Raw genomic sequence first — 20,533 nt, 5'->3', positions numbered from 1 at the left:
ATACTAAAAAATTAGTAAAAATAAATAAATTAACTGTAAAATACAGAGAGTTGGGTTAACAAAAGCTTAATTTAGGCACACTATTAGTGCAGCTTTGCACTTTAATGGCTCACTGTACCTTTTCTATCACTAATGTTACTTCGCCGACTTCAACACCAAACTTGACGATAGAAGTACGATTTATTAAACGCGTACTTGTTACTAGGTACATCCAATCGTCAAAGTTTACTTCCAATGTGCTGCCATCGTAAGGGATCTCGACATTGTAATTCCAGTGAAACACACTGCCGTCACTCTCACCGGTAGCTATTCCTAAAACATCAGAGGCTGTTCCTGTTAAGGTGTTATCGTCGTTTAAGGTAATTTTCCAGATGCGTTTTTGTGTCTCACCATCATCGTAAATAAAGTCTTCTTCAATAGTGCCCTGATTACCGTTCCAAGTAGCCTTTAAGTCAACAACAAGCTTGCGGGTTAATTCACCTTTAAAATCTTGTACAACGCCATAGGCTTTTAAATCGCCACTGAAAAAAGTCTTAAAATCGAAATTTGGCTCTGAACCCTTATAATGTTCAACACTTGGGGCTGAACAGCTGACAATAAAAAAACTAACAGCCAATACCATGGCAACTTTAACGCGTTTTAGGTTAATCATATTAAATCCCTAGTAGTTGATTTCTAATTGTTGGTTCTGACGTGTTTTCACTTAACCAGATAGCTAAGAAATCCTCAGCAAATGTGGCATCGTTAATACGACCTATTTGGTTCTCATTGTGAAAAAAAGTACTGTACCCTTGCTGATCAGTCAGTAGAGTTAACGATTCACCTTTTTTAATATTTGGCCATATGGATAGTAACTTATCTGCATAGCGCTCTGAAAGTTGGGGTTTACCTAAGTGCTGCCACTGTTCATTAGTCGCTTTCACAATGTCTTTAGCGTCAAAGTCACGCAAATAAGTTAAGGTGAATTTAACAGGAGCTTGCTTTGCTGTGTAAGTGCCAGAAGGTGTGTAAAGTGTTGCATCATAAACATCCCAAAAAAGATACTCCATCCGCGCTTCGCCTACCTTGTTAAATTGGGTATCAGCGTAAGCAAAAGGGCTAAATAAAACATGAACCATGAGTATATTTAGAAGCGTTTTCATCCTTATCTCCAAGCAGTATTGTGTTATTGCTTAACAAACTCGCCTATTTTACCGTTTATAAATAAAATAAGGGTGAATGTTGCAGCCCATAAAGCACCGTAAAGTGGCCAAAATTGCCACAGTGGCATTCCTAACTCTAATACCTCAAATCGCGAGCCGGCCCAATAACTGCCTGGCGCGAATAACAAACACACACAAAATGCTTGCCACAGTTTAAGCTTAGTTAGAAACGACATTGAAGTGTTAATACACAGCACTAGTGCAATCCATAAAAACACCAGCCAAAATGGGAACGGTTGAACTTTAAACTCAAATAGCCCTAACTGAACCGCAATAAATTCACACAATAGAGCCAATGGCAGGGCTTTTAAAACCAGTAAAGCGTCTTGTTTTTTTTGTGCTGATAAGTAAAACATCAACGCTATGACTACAGCAGAAAAAACTAATGAGCCCTGTTCAAGTAGCAGGCACATAAACCACACTACCTGAAACAGCACAAAATTAATAAGCGAGTGCAATCTCATCATTACTACTCGTGAAGCGTGGTTTGCGTGCCATTAAATGCACGGTACTAGTTGCTCGGGTTCTGAATGCCCCCTCACAATAGGCAAGGTAAAATAGCCATAAGCGATAGAAACGGTCATCAAACTTATTACTATCAAGCTTTGGCCAGCTGGCAATAAAACGCTCACGCCAATCTGCAAGAGTGCGGGCATAGTGAGCACCAATATCATTGATAGTGTGTATATTCATATCGGTGTTATTTTTAATTTGTTCACTCATTTCATTAAGCGAAGGCAAACACCCACCAGGGAAGATATACTGTTGTATAAAGTCTGAATTTTTTAAGTAATGTTGATAACGCTGATCGCTAATCGTAATTGCTTGAATAAGCATAGCACCATTATCCTTCAATAACTCACCGCACTTAGTGAAGAAGCTGGGTAAGTATTCATGCCCAACGGCTTCTATCATCTCAATTGAGACTAACTTATCGTATTTGCCAGTCAATAAGCGATAGTCTTGCTTGAGCAATGTGATTTTGCTTTCAAGCCCAAGCTCTTTAACCTTGTTAGCAACATAGTCGTGTTGTTCGTCAGAAATAGTTGTGGTCGTTACATGACAGTCGTAATGAGTTGCAGCATAAATTGCAAACGCCCCCCACCCTGTACCAATTTCAATAACTGTATCACCTTGTTGAAGCTCAACCTGTTCGCATATACGTTGTAGTTTGTATTGCTGGGCTTGCTCTAAGGTAGCATCTTTAGTTGGATATACTGCACTCGAATAAAGCATTTCTTTGCTTAAAAAAGACTCGTATAAATCATTTCCTAAGTCATAGTGAGCAACAATATTCTTTTTTGAACCAGCGTGTGAGTTTTTGTTTTTTATGTGTTTTATACGGTGAGCGATATTGCTAAAAAACGCGAATTTCTTTTCAAATGCATCTAATTGATCTTGGTTAATCGCAAAAATTTCGATTAGGCGAGTTAAATTGTCACATTGCCACTGCCCTAAAATGTAAGACTCGCCCGCCCCGACACTTCCAGAAAGAGCAAACGCTTTGTACATGGCATTATCGTTAACGGTTACCGTTACTTTTAGCTCTGAAGACACATCCCCAAATACAGACTGTTGATTGTTCTCAACTAGCACTATCTGACCCGTTTCAATTGACGAGAACGCTTTAAACACTAACTTTTTATAAAAATTAGTAAACCAACTAGTGCGTTCCTGAACGCGTAAGCTCGATACCTTTTCCATATACTTACCTATATTATTGTTATTACTTGTAAAACAACATAAATTAAATTTTAAAGTTTGCCTGAGTGACCTAAAAATGGGACTTTTTTAACAAACAACTTAAATGCCTGATAGTAAATACCTCTGAAAATAGACCATGTCATCGCAGGAAAGCGCTTCAACAGCTTGCTCATTTGTTTATTGCACAAGGGTTGGCGCTGTAACCTTAATGAAGCATCAAAAAGTAGTTCTTCATCGCGCTTATTTTCTATACGTATCAGTATATTGTCTTTCTTTTGTCGCACAGTCCAATGATAGTTCATATCCAAATTCATAAAAGGTGATACGGAAAATACTTTCTTAAAGTTCACTTTTTTTTGTAATGGAACCAAGTAGTAATGTCGCTCATTCCATGGAGTATTACTCACCTCAGCCACCATGTAACTAAATTCATTATCTTGATGACCAAAAAAATAAAAGTTAACTGGACTAAAATAAATGCCCAAACAGCGTAATTGTCCTAGCAGGTATACATGACTAAATTTTTCATCTACGCCCAGCTGGGATAGCTGCGCATGAGCACGCTCTATAATTGGCTGATGTTGGCTACCTGGTAACCCTTGTAAATAATCAGATTGCTCAAACTTTAATGCTTTAAAACCTGAAGTCCCAAGCTGCTTATGGACGCCATTGAGCGAGTGAGTATTATTTAAATCAACCCACAGCATATAAAGTGGGTAATTAAACGCATGGTGTTTTACAGCAAAACGGCGATGCTTTACATCGCCTAAATACACTGCATTAGTCAAACTCTACTCCAAGTTGTTTTGCAACATCGACGGCACTGCGCACACCATCCTCATGAAAGCCGTTGTACCAATAAGCCCCACAAAAATAAGTATTGTTTTGACCGTCAACCGTATTTTTCAGCTGTTGAGCAGCAATAGATTGTTGATTGAACACAGGATGGTGATAAGTAAACTCACGTAAAATCTTGCTTTGATTGATCCCTTCTAGGTGATTTAAAGTGACACAAAACTGGGTATCAGACTCTATCCCTTGCAGTATATTCATTTGATAAGTAACAACAGCGGCTTTGTCGGTATTATTGTTTAATAAATAATTCCAGCTCGCCCACGCTGCTTTCCTATCTGGTAATAATGATACATCAGTATGCAGTACCACCGAGTTTTCAGTGTATGGGATAGCGCCCAACACCTTATTTTCTTGCTCGCAGGCATCAGCGAGTAACGATAACGCTTGATCTGAGTGACACGCAAAAATAACTTTATCAAACAGGGCTTGCTGACCATCAGCAAATGTAATGGTGGCTCCTTGCTCGTCTCTGGTTACCGATTTAATGTCAGTGTTTAACTGTATTTTATCAGCAAAACCAGCAATCAACGGTTTAATGTATTCACGAGAGCCACCTGGAATGACATACCATTGCGGGCGGTTAGTAATGTCTAATAAACCATGGTTAAAAAAGAATTTTACAAAAAACTCTACGCCCACGTTTTCCATTTCTTTAATGCTTGTCGACCAAATAGCCGCACCCATTGGCAAAATGTAGTGGTATTTAAAGAAGTCATTAAAGCGATGTTGTTGTAGCAACTCACCAAGTGATTGCTCAGTGTATTGGCCTTTTTCATACAAGGCCTTACAGAGTTTGTTAAAACGCACAATATCGTACAATAGACGCCAAAACTTAGGTCTAACTATATTTCTGCGCTGAGCAAACAAACTAGTGAATGTATGCCCATTGTACTCAAAACCTGTGGCTTCATTATGAACGCTAAAGCTCATTTGGGTCGGTTTACGTTTTACACCAATACGTTCAAGCAGCTTTTCAAAGTAAGGGTATGTTCTATCGTTAAATACGATAAAACCGGTATCAACTGCGTAGTTAATACCGCTGTGATTTACATCAACTGTGGCAGTATGGCCACCAATATAATCATTCTTTTCAAATAGTGTGACATCATAATGCCTATGCAATAGGTGTCCGCAAGTTAAACCTGATACACCAGTCCCAATTATTGCTATTTTTTTCAACGGGTTAATCCTTTTGCAATTTTAAGCCAAAGCGAAAGTGGCAATATTCGCAGTGCTTTTAATATAAGTGTGAAACGATACGGAAAATGGACTTCTTTACGGCGTTTTTTTACGCCTTTGATTATATAGTCAGCCGCTTTTTCAGCACTAACAGCCATAGGCATAGGGAAATCATTTTTGTCTGTAAGCGGTGTTTTTACAAAACCAGGATGGACTAGTGTTACATCAACGTCGTTTAAATCAACCGCAAGGGTTTTAGCTAAATAGCTTACGCCCGCTTTTGATGCGCCATACGCTTCTGAACGCGGTAATGGTAAATAAGTAACACTCGAACTAACCATCACTAATTGGCCGCCTGATGTTATTTTGGGTAAAAGTGCTTCTAAGCAATACCCCATAGAAAGTAAGTTAACATTAATAACACGCTCAAAGAGGGCGCTATCAAAATTGCGTGCATCATCAACATACTCGCAATTACCGGCGTTAAGAATAACGCGGTCAAATTGCGGGTAGCCGAGAGTGGCAGCTTTTATATCTTGCAAGTTGGTTGCATCAAACTGGCAGGTTTCTATGTTGTTATGCTTAGCAAGTTCAGCGAGCTTTTGCGTATTTCGTCCACAGGCAATGACTGTATCGCCCTTCTCTGCATACTTTATCGCGAGTTGTTCACCTATACCTGATGTTGCACCTGTAATAAGCGTAATCATAATTAACCAGCCCTTTTATCAATAAAATTAATAATGTTGCCCAGTAATGGAATATGCTTATACAAAAGCTCTCCAGCATTAAAGTAATCGCGGTGTTTAATAATTTTCGCACCTTCAAATACTAGTTTACTGTGCCCTTGCACTGAAATTGTATTGCCTGCGTTAAGTTTTGGGTGAGAATAATGCATTGTCCAGTATACAAATGCGTTATTATCACTGGTAAATGAATCAGTTATGTCAAATCGACAATACTTAACATTACTATATAAACCACAAAAATAACGCCTTAAATCTTCAAGGCCATTAATTTCGTGCAGCGGATCTATAAAGTGAATGTTTTGAGCGTAAATTTCAGTTAATAACTCTAGGTTATCTTTATCAAGCTTTTGATATATTTCTACAAATTTATCGACTGATAATTGGTTATCCATATCACACCTTAAATGCAGCTAAAGCCCTCGCTCGTGCCGCTTTATGATCAACTATTGCTGGCCAGTAACAGTGTTCACTTTGTCCCGTTGCTGCTAAGTAAGTATGTGGGAAATGAATGTGTTTATCTGGCACTTTTTGTAATTCAGGCAGATATTTACGAATAAAATCACCATTTGGATCAAAGCGTTCACTTTGGGTGATGGGATTGAATACTCTAAAGTAGGGTTGAGCATCACAGCCGGTACTTGCAGCCCATTGCCAGCCGCCATTATTTGAGGCTAAATCGCCATCAATCAGATGCTGCATAAAAAACTGCTCGCCTTTGCGCCAATCAATCAGTAGGTGCTTAGTTAAAAAACTCGCAACCACCATTCTTAAACGATTATGCATCCAGCCTGTTTGCAATAGCTGTTGCATGGCGGCATCAACAAGTGGATAGCCTGTACGGCCTTCGCACCATTGCTTAAACTCAGCGTCACTGTCACGCCAACTCACACTATCGTACTTTTCGTTAAAATTGGCACCGCGTGAAAGTTTTGGGAATTCAGCAATTAGATGTTTGTAAAATTCACGCCAGATCAGTTCGTTAACCCAGGTAAACGTTTTACTTTTTGAGGTGGTCAGTATATCGGGGTAATGTTGTTGTATATTAACCATTAATTGTTTACTACTAACAACCCCTAGTGCTAAATAGGGGCTTAAGCCCGATGTTCCTTTTACACTGGGTATGTCTCGTACGTCATCATAGCTTGCTAATTTATCGTGAATAAAATTATCGACTACGGTTGATAAAGTATCATCGTCAACAGGCCATTTTATTGAGCTTTCATCACCACTTAGTAACTCACACTGTTCGATTTCTATCGGCTCTTCAGATAACGGCCACGGTAATAAACTAAAGTGTGTATCTTGATACTGCTTTAACCATGCGCGTTTAAACGGTGTAAATACTTTATACATTTCATTATTTTGAGTGCGTACACTACCTACGGGAGCAATGATATCACCCTCGTATAAAGTAAATGTTATTTGCTGTTGGTCGCACTGTGCCTGAATCGCTTTGTCTCTATTAAATTCATTTAGCTCATACTCAGTATTGGCTATTATGTGTTTAATATCGTGTTGCTGACAAAAATCGAGAAGTTTAGTTTGGCAATCAGCAAAAAAAGGGGCGTCTATTACATACAAATTTACGCCATATTTGGCAAGTTTTTCGCGAATATAACTCACCCTGCGTTTAAGTAAGTCAATTTGAATGGCAGCAGTATTATGCTGTGTCCATTGTTTTTCGCACACAAAAAAAATGGCGTGTTTAGCACCATTATTTAGCGCTTCAATAAGCGCCTCATTAGAAAAAAGGCGCAAATCGCGCCTAAACCAAAATAGTGTATTCATTACAAACCGTAACGTAGCTTAAGTTCATTGGGATAAGGGTTAAAGTAAATTTGCTTACTTAAATACTCATTTGGATGAACTTTCAAATGGTGTTTAAGTAATGTTAACGGTACATAAAGCGGCACCAACCCTTGGCGATACTCATCAATTGCATCTCGCATTTCTTCCTTTTCGATTTTTGATAAATCTTTTTTGAAGTATCCTTGTAAATGCATTAGCGTATTTGAATTATTTTTTCTTGAAGCAGGACGTTTAAGCGCTGTCATTAAGCCCAGAATATACTCGTCGGCCAAAGCATTAACATCGTCACCAACAAACGTTCCGAGTAGATTGCCTAAATCACGATACGCTTGATAATTATGAGCCATTAACAAATATTTGTATTGAGCATGGAACTGGGTCAAACGATGCACAGTAACGGGCTCTTTCACTAACTGTTGCCAGTTATGTAATGTATAAACACGCATTACAAAGTTCTCGCGCAAATGAACATCGTTTAAACGTCCATTTTCTTCGCAAGGCAGTAATGGGTTATGTTTCATAATTTGTTCAGCAAAGAAACCAACGCCTTCAGAAGTGTTACCGGTTCCTGCTTCATTGTAGATTTTTACCCGCTCCATGCCACAGCTTGGGCTCTTAGCACAAAAAACGAATCCGCTTAGATGCCCTGCTTGTTCTGTAGCTATTTTCTTACCGTACTCTGTGAGCTGTGGGCCAACATCTCCCGTGCCATCCGGACGACACACTTTGATTGTATCGCCTGTTTTTACTTGACGAATAGTTGGTCGAGGTATTGGTAAACCTACCGCAACCTCTGGGCAATACATTTTATATTCAACATGCTTGGCCAGCTCTTCCATACAAAAATTTGATTTTTTATGGCCACTGTCAAATCTTACCTTTTCGCCTGCCAAGCAGGCGCTAATACCTATTTTTATTGTATCTGTTTGCATAGATTCTCTTAATAAATCAAGCCACCAATTGGATTAAGTAACTTGCTAAGTCCTTTATTGAAATGTAGCGCACTACTAACAACAGTAAAGCACAAACATCCCTCTTTTGTTAGGGGGGTGTGTTGATGACGGCCATCTTGCCAAATAAAGTCACCAGGAACATAACTGCCCTCTTCGTCTGTAAATTCACCATCAAGCAGTAAAGTAACCTCAAAACCGGTATGTGTGTGCTCCGGAATTTCTCCACCAGCGTCTATATGTAACAAGCTTGAACGTAAATGGCCATCATCAAGGGCAATTCGAGAACGCGCAAGCTTACCTACTTGGGTAAATTTACCATGCGAGATCCGTGTTAAAGCTCTCGGCAAGCTGTAATAATGCTCATTAACATTAATACTAACTGGTTCAACAGAATATACTTCATCAATCGAGTCATCGGCAGTGATCATATCAAGTAAACTTGATTCAATTACATCATCGGCTTGCTCATCAGTTGCCACATCCATATTGTCACTAAAAACTGCTCGCGCATTAGCCGCTTCAAGTTTTTCAACTTTAGCTTGGCACACTGGGCACATATCAACGTGTATTGATACGGCAAGGCTAAGCGATGCTGGAAGTGTTGCTGCACAGTATTGTGTCAGTAGTGTTTCACTCGGGTGATGTTTAATCATGCTGATCTCCCATTTCATTACGTAATTTCTGCAAGGCTAAACGTAATCGTGATTTTACCGTGCCTACTGGAATGTTTAATTGTTGAGCTAACTGCTCTTGCGACATATCTTGAAAATAAACGCCGCGCACCACTTCTCTTTGCGCTTGAGGCAGTTTATCTAAATAACGTTTAATTTGTTGGTCTTCAAGGTGGTCGCTGTATTCATGATCTGTATCTTCAGATTCATTCAATAACGGCCAAATGTCTTCGCTAATATTTTCTTCTTTGTTACTTTTCATTTTACGAAGCATGTCAAAAGAGGCGTTACGCATTACGGTATAGACCCAAGTAGTAGCTGCACCCTTTTCACTATTGTATAAGTGGGCTTTACGCCATACGGAAGTGAGGGTTTCTTGAACTAATTCCATTGCTTGGGCTTCAACACCAAACTGCTTTATGCCGAAGCGCTTAATCTTAGGTGCAAAATATTCAAACAAGTACGCGAAAGATTTTTTATCGCGAGATTGAGCTACATTAACTAATGCTTCCCTGAGTTCCGTACTTGGTGTTTCTGGCATGGCAGTGTACTTACCTGTGTTAGGTTCACAACTTAGTGATTGTTGTTGACTTACCATAGTAAAATGTCCCGTTATTGCTTTAGTGAATACCATTACGAGCAATGGTTACAAGCGGATCATAATTATTTTAGGCAAATTCGTTATTAATCACAGTATGGAGGAAACTAAGCAAGTTATCAAAGTTAGTCTCAAATGCAAGTTGTTGTTTTTTCTCTATAGAAATGGGAAGTAATTCAAGCCATCGTGCAACAATCCACGTGAGTTTATTAAACTTGGTGGTTTTGTAAAGCGATTGCAAATCGGGGTTATTCGCAAAGACTTCTTCTAGTGTCACTTGTAAAAAGTGGTGCTGACCAATTTCGTGGTTGTCTTTGTTGTACCAATAAGGTGTGTTGCAAGCGGATACATCACCATGGCGAAGTTCCTGCTCATCTTGATACACGTTATCTATTTGCACACTCTTAGATGCAAATACATCAATTAATAGCATACCACTTTCGTCTTGATCAAAGTCAATAACATCCATTAAACAGCCTTGGGCGCTTATGTTTAACGGGGTGTCATGCTCAAAGGTACATAAAACAAAACCGCTATTGGTTTTTAATGCGTTTTTTACCATCGTTAAATAACGAGGCTCAAATATACGTAATCGCGTATAGCCTTCAGGTAATATAAATATAGGTAATGGGAAAATCGCACGTTTCATAAAGTCTACTTCTTTCAAACACTCTGCCTTTATTTACGTGCGCTTTATTCAAGTCGATCAGCTTTAGTTACATCGATTGCTTCACAGTGCAAATGCATCCGCTAATTAAACCTCATTCCCACATTTTTTATCATGTAAACCAAGTAATAAACACTCAGTATACTTGCCACAGGTGCCAACATTAAGGCTAATAATTCGAACTCACTGTTCATTACTCTTATTCCCTTTTTATTGCTTTGGTTGTGCTTTAACTACACGTTGTTTTTCGTCCATGTTGCTATTATCAACCACAGGATTACTTTCAAGTAAGCTGTCAAGAATAACCTGTGCATCAAAAGAAACGGCTTCTTTTACTGACTTTTCAAGTTCATTGCTTGCCTGTGACACATAAGTAGACACAGTGTTAGTTAGCATATCTGTAATATTTAAATCGACTTCTGTAGCGTTAACGTTAGTTGAACCTAATACAAGTAAGCTTGCGATTGTGATGTTGATTGAAGTATTCATAATAGTATTCCTTGTTTGTTTATTGGTTAGTACGCTTAGTTACAATCAAGGGCTATGCCACAATGGAAAAACTTTATAAACCATTGTTTTAAAATGAAATAAATAAATTAAAAAGAAATCCACAAAATCTAGGTTAGTAAATTTGACCAATGAATTTTAAAATAAAACCAAATAATAGTGTGTTTGTTAATGTTCAGTAAATTAATGACTTTGTTTCGTATTTGAAAATTTCAGCGTACACATGTACACTAAAATTCATTCGCAAAGTGGTAGGATCTGTTATGTCTTTTGAAGCTCCCTATTCTAAAAAAGAAGAGCTGTTAAATGTTATTAGTCATGCCTTAGGCATTGTATTTGCTGCTTTTGTTTTTTGGGATTTAGTTAAACAAACTAATAGTGTGAAAAGCTATGCCAGTACTCTGATATACGGCAGTAGCTTGTTTATTTTATTTTTATCTTCAACGCTTTATCACGCCAGTGTGCGCCCAAGATTGAGAGCGTTTTACAAAAAATGTGATCATTGCGCCATCTATTTACTGATTGCAGGCACCTACACGCCCTTTTTGTTGCTGTCGTTATCTGGGCTCTGGTCTTGGGCTACCTTAGTCTTTATTTGGACAGTAGCGTTTGCAGGCATCGCTTATAAGCTATTGGTTAAAAATGGCAATAAAAAAGTATCACTGGCTACTTATTTATTAATGGGATGGTTTGCATTAGCCATTGTGTATCCGCTTTATTTAAACGTGCCTATCAATGCACTTTATTGGCTATTAGCTGGCGGCTTATTTTATAGTGTAGGTACTATTTTTTACAGTGCAAAAAGCACTCAATATAGCCATGCTATTTGGCACCTCTTTGTTATTGGCGGATGCGTTAGCCATTATATATCGATCAGTAATTATGTTTATTAGGCTGGTTAGCCATATAGATTAGTCTGGTTTGAGCTGTGAGTTCAACCATTCGATGCAACACACAGCGAGAAACGGTCATTGAGATTGACTAAATATTGTCGTTAATAGATTAGTTAAACTGCTCTTGCGCATATATTCATGAAAATGAGCGCTGTGCGCATATTGGTCCATTTAACTTTACCTAAAAAATTTAGAAAACTTAGTGATAGTAATGCCTTAAATAATTTGTTAAAACTATATAAAATAGATAAATGAGCGTTAAGTCGGCAGAAATATGCGCGATGAGCGCACTATTAAATTGTTAGGGCTCACAACAGGACAAGTCATGATTGAGAAACAATCCCCTTACCTTGCTCATCAACATAGGCTTGCTGATGTAATCGCTGCAATTCAGGTAATGGGTACATATAGGTATTCGGGACGCAAGGTAGAGTCATGGGCTAATTTGCTCGACGAAAAGCCAAAGAGCGCGAATGACTGGCAATCCATTTTTAATGAGCATCCCGAATTTTTTCGGGCCGGTATAGGCGATGACGATTTTCAGTCACTAGTCGTTCGGCGCGCTCAACCTAGAGTCTATAACACACAGACTGAAGAAGTAATTACGGTAGAGCAATTCAAGGCATTGCCGAAAGACAATAGGTCTCATATCTCCCGTTTGCCTCTGTCCTCGGAACAAATCCTTGCATTAATAGATGTAGCAGTGAAGCTACAAACTCAAGCAGTTGTTCGTCGTAAGGAGCTTCGATGGTGGGTGCCGGTGGTCATCGGCGTGTTGTCCTCATTGGTTGGTGTATTTGTCGGAGCGGCAATTAAAGGTGGGTAGCGCTAAGTCACGCCCTAACAATCGCAGGCAATCCGACAGCTTTCCCGTTGCGCCTGCGGCTCCACTACAAAGCTGCGGTTGCTGCGGGCGTTACCACTGTCTGCAATTGGCACTCTCTAGCCACTCGACAACATAAAATATTGAGAGTTATTGGCAAGATATTTTACTTTTGTCGGATGGCGTGGCTCCGCCACTTGTCCAACCTACACGGGCACTTATCTGACGAGAGTGGTGATATCACTCCCATCTACACTCGCGCATATTCACTTTATTATTCTTAAAATTAACACCTTCTAATAACAGTTTTTGTCGTTGTTCTTGGTATTTATCACTTCCTTCGGGAAATGATATTTTACCTTGGCTATTAACCACTCGATGCCAAGGGATCGTCGAACCTTTTGGCATCTCTTTTAATAAACGACCTACCAACCTAGCATTATTAGGATAACCCGCAAGGGCAGCTACTTGGCCATAACTGGCAACACAACCTTTGGGTATACTCGCTATAATAGTATAAATTACAGTGTGTTTATCAATATCCATTTTTATTAGCGTATGCCTTGCTTAATTGTTTAAATTGGTTCCATACAGTACGCGCCACTGGACCATGGTGAATAGCGTGTTGCCTAAACGCTCTTATTTGTGCGCTAAATTTATGCTCACGGTCGGTAATAATGATTTCTTGTAATAAACCTGCTTTTATTTCAGGTCTGCAATGATCTAAGCTCATCATTGCCCAACCAGCCCCTGAGAGTAAAAATGATTTTAAGGTAGCTACATCGTCTATTTTCATCATTGCTGACCCTTTAGAATATGAAAGCCTTTCACTGTCTATACTTAAATCGCTTTCAAACATCGCTAAGCAGGGGTAGTTTTGTAGTTGATTATAAGTGAGCTGTTTTGGTAAAACCCCTTTTGCGCTTACTATCCCAATATCGAGCTTACCTATGGGCAAACTTTCTAAATCGCCAGTGGCATGAAATAAATCAAACCACGGACCAATGCCTAGCTCTGCTTGTCCATTATTTACTTGCTCTAACGATACAAATCGTTTGCCGCTACTAATACAAAACTCGGTGCTGGTAAACTGTTTAAAAGTATTACTTATGATCTGGTTGTAACTTTGCTTATGGCAAAGCTGCTCATAACAAATTTTATATTGCGGCTCATTACCTAATGAGAGCTCTTCCGCCAGTTTTGCAAGCTCGTCATTTGCATGCAGTAGCTGTTGCGCTTCACGATGGAAGATGCGCCCTTTTTCAGTAAGTTGTAACCTATATTTAGTTCTGTCTAAAAGTTCAAACCCTATTTGCGATTCTAAGTTTTTAATCGCTAGCGTTAACGCAGGCTGCGTTTTATGAAGCTTTTGAGCAGCCCCGCTCAAGCTTTCGCTTTGTACTATGGCATCTAAAATTACTAATTGATTCAGCTTCATATTGTACCTAAAAACATCATAAATAAAACTTATTAAGTCTGTAAGATTTAATGAATTTTATTTTATATGTTTGCAGCGTATTCTGCACTTAATTAATTTGCCAATATTGCAACGGAGACAACATGAAACTCTTTCGTCTATGTTTATTAACGACGACCTTACTTAGCTTAATCGCTTGTTCTGAACCAGAACAACAGGTTAAAGAAGAGCCTATTCGCCCTGTTAAACTTTTCAGTATAGGTCACGACTCACAAATTAATATTCGTAGTTTTCCGGCTGAGGTAGTTGCAAACCAGGGATCGTACCTTGCATTTAGAGTAAACGGTGAACTTATAGAGTTTCCGGTTCTTGCTGGCGAACATGTTGAAAAAGGGGATTTATTAGCAAAATTAGACCCTGAAGATTTTCAACTGCAGTTTGATGAACGAAAGGCACGTTATGAGTTGGCAAAGTCGCAATTGAGCAGAATAGAACAGCTATTTGAAAAGAAAATCACTAGCCAATCTGAGTTAGACCAAGCTTTAGCAAATATGCAAATTGCCGAATCGGCTTTTAAAATCGCTGAAACCAACCTCGAATACAGCGAGTTGCGTGCGCCATTTGCCGGTACCGTTGCAAAGGTATTTGTAAAAAACTTTGAAAACATTCAGGCAAAGCAAAATATTTTACGCCTAGAAACTCGCGATTTGATGGACGTAGAAATTCAGGTTCCTGAAAAAATAGTGGCGCGTTTTAAAAAAGGCACTGATTACCATCCAACAGTTAAATTTGATGGTTTTGAAGATAAAGAATACACCCTCGACATTAAAGAGTGGGACACCCAAGCCGACCCTGCAACACTGACCTATAAAGTTGTATTTTCGTTACCAGTTCCTGATGATTTTAACTTGCTAGCCGGTATGACTGGCCGTGTTTTAATTGATTTAAGTAAAGTAACTCGCTCGCAGGTTGCTTATACCATATTGCCTATTGAGTCGGTTTTTTCTGATCCCCAAAAAGCGATTAACAATAATGCCTATGTTTGGCTTTACGATGAGCAAACGGGTCAAGTTCATAAGCAAGCTGTTGAAGTTGGCCAATTACACCACGATGGCATAGAAGTACTTAGCGGCATAAAAGAAGGCCAAGTTGTGGTGTCTGCTGGTGTGCACTCAATAGAAGAAGGCATGAAAGTTCGCCCATGGAATAAAGAGCGAGGCTTATAATTATGAGCTTTGCACAACTTTCCATAGAAAAAAAAGTAATTAGTTGGATGTTTGCACTACTTCTTTTAATTGGCGGAAGTGTATCTTATTTTGATTTAGGCCAACTAGAGGACCCTGAGTTTACTCTAAAGCAGGCTATGGTTATTACCATGTACCCTGGTGCTTCGCCGCAACAGGTTGAAGAAGAAGTTACGTTTCCTCTAGAAAATGCAATTCAACAATTGCCATATGTTGATCATGTCACGTCTATTTCGTCAAATGGCAAATCTCAAATAGCCGTAGAGATGAAGAGCACCTATCGAAAAGAACAACTTCGCCAAATTTGGGATGAAATGCGTCGTAAAATTAATGACCTTTCGCCATCGCTACCCAGTGGCGTATACCCAAGCACCATTTTAGATGACTTTGGCGATGTATATGGTGTTTTATATTCAGTTATTGGTGACGGCTATTCTTACGATGAGCTAAAAGACTACACCGATTATTTAAAACGTGAATTGGTATTAGTTAAAGGGGTGAGTAAAGTTACTATTGCAGGTGAACAACAGCCGCAAGTAATGGTAGAAATATCTACCCGTAAATTAGCCCAACTTGGTATAGCACCTAGCCATATATTTGCTTTGTTACAATCTCAAAACACGGTATCTAACGCAGGAAAAATAAGAGTGGGCGACGAATCAATTCGTTTTCACCCTACTGGCGAATTTAAAGATGTTAAAGAACTTGAAACACTACTAATTTCTAAACCAGGTGCCAGCGAGCTTATTTACTTAGGTGATGTTGCTGAGGTATTTAGAGAATACGCTGAAGTACCTACAAATGTTATTAGATACAATTCTGAGCAAGCACTATTAATTGGTGTGTCGTTTATGAATGGCGTTAATGTGGTTGACGTGGGTAAACGTATAGATGCTCATTTAGCAGAACTTGAGTACCAGCGTCCCCATGGTATTGACGTTAATGCTGTCTATAACCAACCAAAAGAAGTAGAGACCTCAGTTGACGGATTTATTATAAGCTTGCTAGAAGCTATTGCAATCGTCATTGTTGTTTTGCTTATTTTTATGGGCATTAAAAGTGGCATTTTAATTGGTGGTATTTTATTACTAACTGTTTTAGGCACCTTTATTTTTATGAAGTTGTTCGCCATAGACTTGCAACGTATATCATTAGGTGCACTGATCATCGCGCTTGGTATGTTAGTAGATAACGCTATTGTGGTGACTGAAGGTATTTTAATTAACTTAAAACGGGGTCAAACCAAACTCAAAGCCGCTATAAATATTGTAGAGCAGACCAAGTGGCCATTATTAGGTGCAACCATTATAGGTATAACTGCGTTTGCACCAATTGGTTTGAGTTCTGATGCAACGGGTGAGTTTGCCGGCAGCTTATTTTGGGTGTTATTTATATCCTTGTTACTCAGCTGGATAACCGCTATTACCTTAACGCCATTTTTTGCAAATCTAATGTTTTCAGAAAATGAGTTTAAAAAAGCAAAAGATACCGAAGACGATTCAGATAACGATCCATATAAAGGATTTATTTTTACAGGTTATAAAACACTCTTAGATTTAGCAATGCATTATCGTAAATCAACAATGATCCTCATGGTAGTATTACTTTGCAGCGCTGTCGTTGGTTTTGGCTCGGTTAAGCAGTCGTTTTTTCCGGCCTCTAACACACCTATGTTTTACGTAGATTACTGGCAACAACAAGGCTCAGATATACGCGCAACAATAGATGGTATAAAGAAACTTGAACGCTATTTGCAAAAAGAAGAACTTGTTGAAGAAGTAACCAGCACAACAGGCCAAGGTGCGCCGCGCTTTATGCTTACTTATGCACCTCAAAAGTCTTACTCGTCTTATGGACAACTTATTATAAGAGTAAAAGACCGTGAAGCTGTTGCGGTAGTCATGCAAAAAGTACGTGATTATTCACAAAACTCAGCGCTATCTGCAGAGCTAAAAATAAAGCCAATGGAAATTGGCCCTTCAACTGATGCAAAAATTGAAGCGCGTTTTACCGGTCCAGATCCTGTTATTCTTAGAAAACTTGCAGCTGAAGCGGAAAAGCTTATGGCGCAAGACGATGGTGCGTTTAATATTCGAAATGATTGGCGTGCGCGTACTAAAATGATTCGCCCACAGTTTAACGAGCAAAAAGCGCGACGTTTAGGAATCAGTAAATCAGACCTGGATGATGTGCTGCTTACAAGCCTTTCGGGTAAACAAGTCGGTGTATATCGTGATGGAACCCAGCTTTTACCTATTATTGCCCGATCACCTGCGAGTGAGCGCCTTAATGTAGACAGCGTCCATGACTTACAAATATACAGCCCTGTTTTAGGTGTGTTTGTACCGGTAACACAAGTCGTTGATGAGTTTATAGTTGAATGGGAAGATAGCCTAATAATGCGTCGCGATAGAAAGCGAACAATTACGATAATGGCCGATCAAAATGTATTGGGCGACGAAACAGCCGCTAAATTGTTTGCTAGAGTACGAGGCCCTATTGAATCTATCAAGTTACCTCATGGCTACTCTTTAGAATGGGGCGGAGAATATGAATCATCTAGTAAGGCTCAAAAAGCAATATTCGGCTCTTTACCCCTTGGCTATTTAGCTATGTTTGCTATTACTGTTTTACTTTTCAACTCTTTAAAACAACCTATTGTAATTTGGGCTACAGTGCCTTTGGCAATTATTGGTGTAAGTGCCGGTTTATTAGCAATGAATGCACCGTTTAGCTTTATGGGACTACTTGGGTTATTAAGCTTAAGTGGTATGTTAATTAAAAACGGTATTGTATTGGTCGATCAAATAAACTTAGAGCTTAGCGAGGGTAAATCACCCTATCAAGCAGTGTTTGATTCAGGTGTAAGCCGCGTCCGCCCTGTTGCTATGGCCGCTATCACCACAATACTTGGTATGATCCCATTATTGTTTGACGTATTCTTTCAGTCGATGGCGGTCACTATAATGTTTGGCTTAGGCTTTGCCACCATACTTACTCTAATTGTGGTGCCGGTTTTATACACTATGGTATTTAGAATTGACTACCCTAAACAGTCTTAATAATTAATAAAAAACGCAGCCTAGGCTGCGTTTTTTATTTGCTTGGTTTATACCAACTTAATTACTTTTTTAAGCTTAACGTGCCACTGCTCTTCGCTTTAGTTCCTGATGCGGAATTGGCTTTGTTGGCATTTGATTTACCAACATAGGTGGTTGAACGTTTCTGATAAGGCGTATTACGACTGCTTTTGTTGGCTTGCTTATGTTGTTCGCTGTTCTTTGTACCTCGAGGCTTGTCACCTTGATACTCACGCTTATGCACTGATTTTGCTTGGTTGCTTGTGGTTAGCCCAACGTTATTATTCGATGTACTATCGTCATACAGCGAATGCTCTTGCGTTTTCCCTGAATCAGCAATCGAATCGTTAATAACCGCCATTTCTGCTTCGCTTAAATGCCGCCACTGCCCTACTTTTAACCCTTTAAGGGTTACATTCATAATACGCACACGCTTAAGTGTAATAACCTCGTAACCGAGGTATTCACACATACGACGAATTTGACGATTTAAACCTTGAGTCAAAATAATAGTGAATTGCTGAGCACCTGTTTGCGTCACTTTACATTTTTTGGTCACAGTATCTAAAATTGGAATACCGTTCGCCATTTTATTCACAAACTGACGATTAAGTGGTTTATCTACGGTAACCACGTATTCTTTTTCATGATTATTTCCGGCACGAAGGATTTTATTAACGATGTCGCCTTCATTGGTTAAAAAAATCAATCCTTCTGAAGGCCTATCTAAACGACCTATAGGAAAAATACGGTCAGGGTAATTAACCGCTTTTACAATATTACTTTGAATTTTTCGTTCTGTGGTACAAGTAATACCCACTGGTTTGTTATAAGCAATGTAGACTCGTTTTGGTGGCGCTTTTAGTGGCTTACCATCTACCAATACCACATCGTCCTGCGCAACTTTAACACCCATTTCAGGTAATTCGCCATTAACAGTAACACGACCTTGCTCAATATATTTATCGGCTTCGCGGCGTGAGCAAAACCCTGTCTCACTAATAAATTTATTTAAACGCTTTAAGTCTGTCATATGGCAAATCTTCTTAAATATAAAGGCGCATAGTTTAAACTACTCAAGCTATTTTTTCGCGCTTAATTTGCGCTAATTTACGCCATAGGTATTCAAGGGGTCCTTGCTTAAAATAACGACAGTAGAGTGCAGTAAATATAAGCTGTACAACTACTAAGCAAATAGCGACAAGCCAATAATCAATGCGGTTAAAACTAAGCGCCCATTGCGGGAAAAACACTTTAAACAATAATAACTGCATAATGGTTTGGCTTATGTATAAAGTAAACGCTAACCGCCCTACCTGTTGGATAAGCTCCCCTATTTGCGCGCTGTTGTTGCATAGTTTAACAATTAAATGAATATAAAGTAGCGCCACGCATAAGGCAGCTAATTCATTAACAGGCTCTTGTAACGCGTAGCCAATACCTTGATCATATGGTGTTAACACTAATCGTAAGCTAGTCAGTAACACACTTAATACAACTAACTTAATTAGCCCCGATCTGTTAAATCCATCACTGAACACATTACATTTGTAAGCAACAATACCCATTAGCATAAAGCCAGCACTTGCCCACAGTAATAAAATAGGCACTGTTAGCAACATATAAATGTTCATTGTTATATTTTGGCTAAAATGAGCACCAATACTTTGGTAATAACTATTATATATCTGGTAAAACTCGGGAGAATCCCTATAGAGTGGTTCCTCATCAAGCCCTAGCATGAACAGTGCTGTGGCGAGTAAAGCAATAAAAGTAAAAAAGACCGCTTTGTTTTTAAGCTCTTCATCCGTGGAATCTAAATAGCGTAATACCAGTAATCCTGACACCCCATATAAAAACAAAATGTCACCCGCCCACAGTAACAACCCATGTATTAAGCCAAACACAATAAGCCAATATAGGCGTTTTTTTAATGGCTGAATACATTGCTGACGCTGAAACTGAATATAAAGACCAGCACCAAATAACAACGTAAATAATGTGCGAAACCGCCCTTCAACAAATATAAGGCTTAAGGTGTGTAAAAAATTATCGCTAGTTGGAGGTGTGCTGAGTGGAGTGTAATTGAGTTCAAAAATTGCGAAGGAATAGCAGTTAATAAATACCAGTCCAAGTACTGCTATGCCCCTTATAAAGTCCATATTATAATTGCGCAAACCCTATC

General features: G+C 39.0%; 22 protein-coding genes. 4 read left to right on the top strand and 18 right to left on the bottom strand.

Annotation, left to right across the window (positions count from 1 at the left end):
- Positions 1 to 109: 109 nt before the first annotated feature.
- The 14 genes from ACZ5WS_RS17035 to ACZ5WS_RS16970 all read right to left on the bottom strand — a co-directional run bounded on the left by ACZ5WS_RS17035 (position 110) and on the right by ACZ5WS_RS16970 (position 10,873).
- The gene (locus ACZ5WS_RS17035) at positions 110 to 652 is read right to left on the bottom strand and encodes a DUF3833 domain-containing protein (protein WP_138607970.1); all 543 of its coding nucleotides are present in this window, start codon (positions 650 to 652) and stop codon (positions 110 to 112) included.
- Position 653: 1 nt separating this feature from the next.
- A complete protein-coding gene (locus tag ACZ5WS_RS17030; RefSeq protein ID WP_464712077.1) occupies positions 654 to 1,142 on the bottom strand; it encodes a chalcone isomerase family protein in 489 nt (162 codons plus the stop codon).
- A gap of 23 nt (positions 1,143 to 1,165) precedes the next feature.
- Entirely contained in the window at positions 1,166 to 1,666 is a 501-nt protein-coding gene (locus ACZ5WS_RS17025; RefSeq protein ID WP_464712120.1) for a DUF2878 domain-containing protein, read from the bottom strand.
- On the bottom strand, positions 1,644 to 2,906 hold the full coding sequence (locus tag ACZ5WS_RS17020; protein ID WP_464712076.1) for a class I SAM-dependent methyltransferase: 1,263 nt from the start codon (positions 2,904 to 2,906) through the stop codon (positions 1,644 to 1,646). Before ACZ5WS_RS17020 ends, ACZ5WS_RS17025 begins: the two co-directional genes overlap by 23 nt.
- A gap of 50 nt (positions 2,907 to 2,956) precedes the next feature.
- The gene (locus tag ACZ5WS_RS17015) at positions 2,957 to 3,694 is read right to left on the bottom strand and encodes a DUF1365 domain-containing protein (protein WP_464712075.1); all 738 of its coding nucleotides are present in this window, start codon (positions 3,692 to 3,694) and stop codon (positions 2,957 to 2,959) included.
- Entirely contained in the window at positions 3,687 to 4,940 is a 1,254-nt protein-coding gene (locus ACZ5WS_RS17010) for an NAD(P)/FAD-dependent oxidoreductase (protein ID WP_464712074.1), read from the bottom strand. Before ACZ5WS_RS17010 ends, ACZ5WS_RS17015 begins: the two co-directional genes overlap by 8 nt.
- Entirely contained in the window at positions 4,937 to 5,647 is a 711-nt protein-coding gene (locus tag ACZ5WS_RS17005; protein WP_198522632.1) for an SDR family NAD(P)-dependent oxidoreductase, read from the bottom strand. Before ACZ5WS_RS17005 ends, ACZ5WS_RS17010 begins: the two co-directional genes overlap by 4 nt.
- Before the next feature lie 2 nt (positions 5,648 to 5,649).
- Complete coding sequence (locus ACZ5WS_RS17000; RefSeq protein WP_075170211.1) at positions 5,650 to 6,078, bottom strand: nuclear transport factor 2 family protein; 429 nt, start codon at positions 6,076 to 6,078, stop codon at positions 5,650 to 5,652.
- Between the two features lies 1 nt (position 6,079).
- Positions 6,080 to 7,474, bottom strand: a complete 1,395-nt coding sequence (gene phrB / locus ACZ5WS_RS16995; protein ID WP_464712073.1) for a deoxyribodipyrimidine photo-lyase — start codon at positions 7,472 to 7,474, stop codon at positions 6,080 to 6,082.
- Positions 7,474 to 8,427, bottom strand: coding sequence for a YbgA family protein (locus ACZ5WS_RS16990; RefSeq protein WP_036983978.1), 954 nt, complete (start codon positions 8,425 to 8,427; stop codon positions 7,474 to 7,476). Before ACZ5WS_RS16990 ends, phrB begins: the two co-directional genes overlap by 1 nt.
- 8 nt (positions 8,428 to 8,435) lie before the next feature.
- Positions 8,436 to 9,101, bottom strand: a complete 666-nt coding sequence (locus tag ACZ5WS_RS16985) for a ChrR family anti-sigma-E factor (RefSeq protein ID WP_464712072.1) — start codon at positions 9,099 to 9,101, stop codon at positions 8,436 to 8,438.
- Complete coding sequence (locus ACZ5WS_RS16980) at positions 9,094 to 9,717, bottom strand: sigma-70 family RNA polymerase sigma factor (protein WP_138607956.1); 624 nt, start codon at positions 9,715 to 9,717, stop codon at positions 9,094 to 9,096. The genes ACZ5WS_RS16985 and ACZ5WS_RS16980 overlap by 8 nt, the downstream gene beginning before the upstream one ends.
- 70 nt (positions 9,718 to 9,787) lie before the next feature.
- Positions 9,788 to 10,366: an LON peptidase substrate-binding domain-containing protein gene (locus ACZ5WS_RS16975; protein ID WP_171039629.1), complete on the bottom strand. Its 579-nt coding sequence runs from the start codon at positions 10,364 to 10,366 to the stop codon at positions 9,788 to 9,790.
- Between the two features lie 228 nt (positions 10,367 to 10,594).
- Complete coding sequence (locus ACZ5WS_RS16970) at positions 10,595 to 10,873, bottom strand: hypothetical protein (RefSeq protein WP_054201634.1); 279 nt, start codon at positions 10,871 to 10,873, stop codon at positions 10,595 to 10,597.
- Positions 10,874 to 11,154: 281 nt separating this feature from the next.
- On the opposite strand from ACZ5WS_RS16970, the gene trhA reads away from it, so the two are divergent.
- Together trhA and ACZ5WS_RS16960 are read left to right on the top strand one after the other, a co-directional pair.
- Complete coding sequence (gene trhA / locus ACZ5WS_RS16965; RefSeq protein WP_178957161.1) at positions 11,155 to 11,784, top strand: PAQR family membrane homeostasis protein TrhA; 630 nt, start codon at positions 11,155 to 11,157, stop codon at positions 11,782 to 11,784.
- Between the two features lie 325 nt (positions 11,785 to 12,109).
- On the top strand, positions 12,110 to 12,610 hold the full coding sequence (locus ACZ5WS_RS16960; RefSeq protein ID WP_464712071.1) for an N-carbamoyl-L-amino acid amidohydrolase: 501 nt from the start codon (positions 12,110 to 12,112) through the stop codon (positions 12,608 to 12,610).
- Positions 12,611 to 12,847: 237 nt separating this feature from the next.
- Here ACZ5WS_RS16960 and ACZ5WS_RS16955 read toward each other — a convergent pair whose 3' ends face one another.
- Together ACZ5WS_RS16955 and ACZ5WS_RS16950 are read right to left on the bottom strand one after the other, a co-directional pair.
- Positions 12,848 to 13,153, bottom strand: coding sequence for an MGMT family protein (locus ACZ5WS_RS16955; protein ID WP_138607946.1), 306 nt, complete (start codon positions 13,151 to 13,153; stop codon positions 12,848 to 12,850).
- Positions 13,143 to 14,045, bottom strand: a complete 903-nt coding sequence (locus ACZ5WS_RS16950; RefSeq protein WP_138607944.1) for a LysR family transcriptional regulator — start codon at positions 14,043 to 14,045, stop codon at positions 13,143 to 13,145. Before ACZ5WS_RS16950 ends, ACZ5WS_RS16955 begins: the two co-directional genes overlap by 11 nt.
- A 122-nt stretch (positions 14,046 to 14,167) precedes the next feature.
- Between ACZ5WS_RS16950 and ACZ5WS_RS16945 the strand changes: the two genes are divergently transcribed.
- Positions 14,168 to 15,250: an efflux RND transporter periplasmic adaptor subunit gene (locus tag ACZ5WS_RS16945; RefSeq protein WP_464712070.1), complete on the top strand. Its 1,083-nt coding sequence runs from the start codon at positions 14,168 to 14,170 to the stop codon at positions 15,248 to 15,250.
- 2 nt (positions 15,251 to 15,252) lie between these two features.
- A complete protein-coding gene (locus ACZ5WS_RS16940) occupies positions 15,253 to 18,330 on the top strand; it encodes an efflux RND transporter permease subunit (protein WP_290168095.1) in 3,078 nt (1,025 codons plus the stop codon).
- Positions 18,331 to 18,391: 61 nt separating this feature from the next.
- Here the strand turns inward: ACZ5WS_RS16940 and rluF are convergent, their stop codons facing one another.
- Both rluF and ACZ5WS_RS16930 read right to left on the bottom strand, forming a co-directional pair.
- The gene (rluF, locus tag ACZ5WS_RS16935; protein ID WP_178957165.1) at positions 18,392 to 19,381 is read right to left on the bottom strand and encodes a 23S rRNA pseudouridine(2604) synthase RluF; all 990 of its coding nucleotides are present in this window, start codon (positions 19,379 to 19,381) and stop codon (positions 18,392 to 18,394) included.
- Positions 19,382 to 19,424: 43 nt separating this feature from the next.
- Positions 19,425 to 20,510 (bottom strand): DUF418 domain-containing protein, encoded by a 1,086-nt coding sequence (locus ACZ5WS_RS16930; protein WP_464712119.1) that lies wholly within the window; start codon positions 20,508 to 20,510, stop codon positions 19,425 to 19,427.
- Between the last annotated feature and the right edge of the window lie 23 nt (positions 20,511 to 20,533).

It is taken from the genome of Pseudoalteromonas sp. 11L1 (genome assembly GCF_055397545.1).
This window is presented reverse-complemented; position numbering and strand designations above follow the sequence as displayed.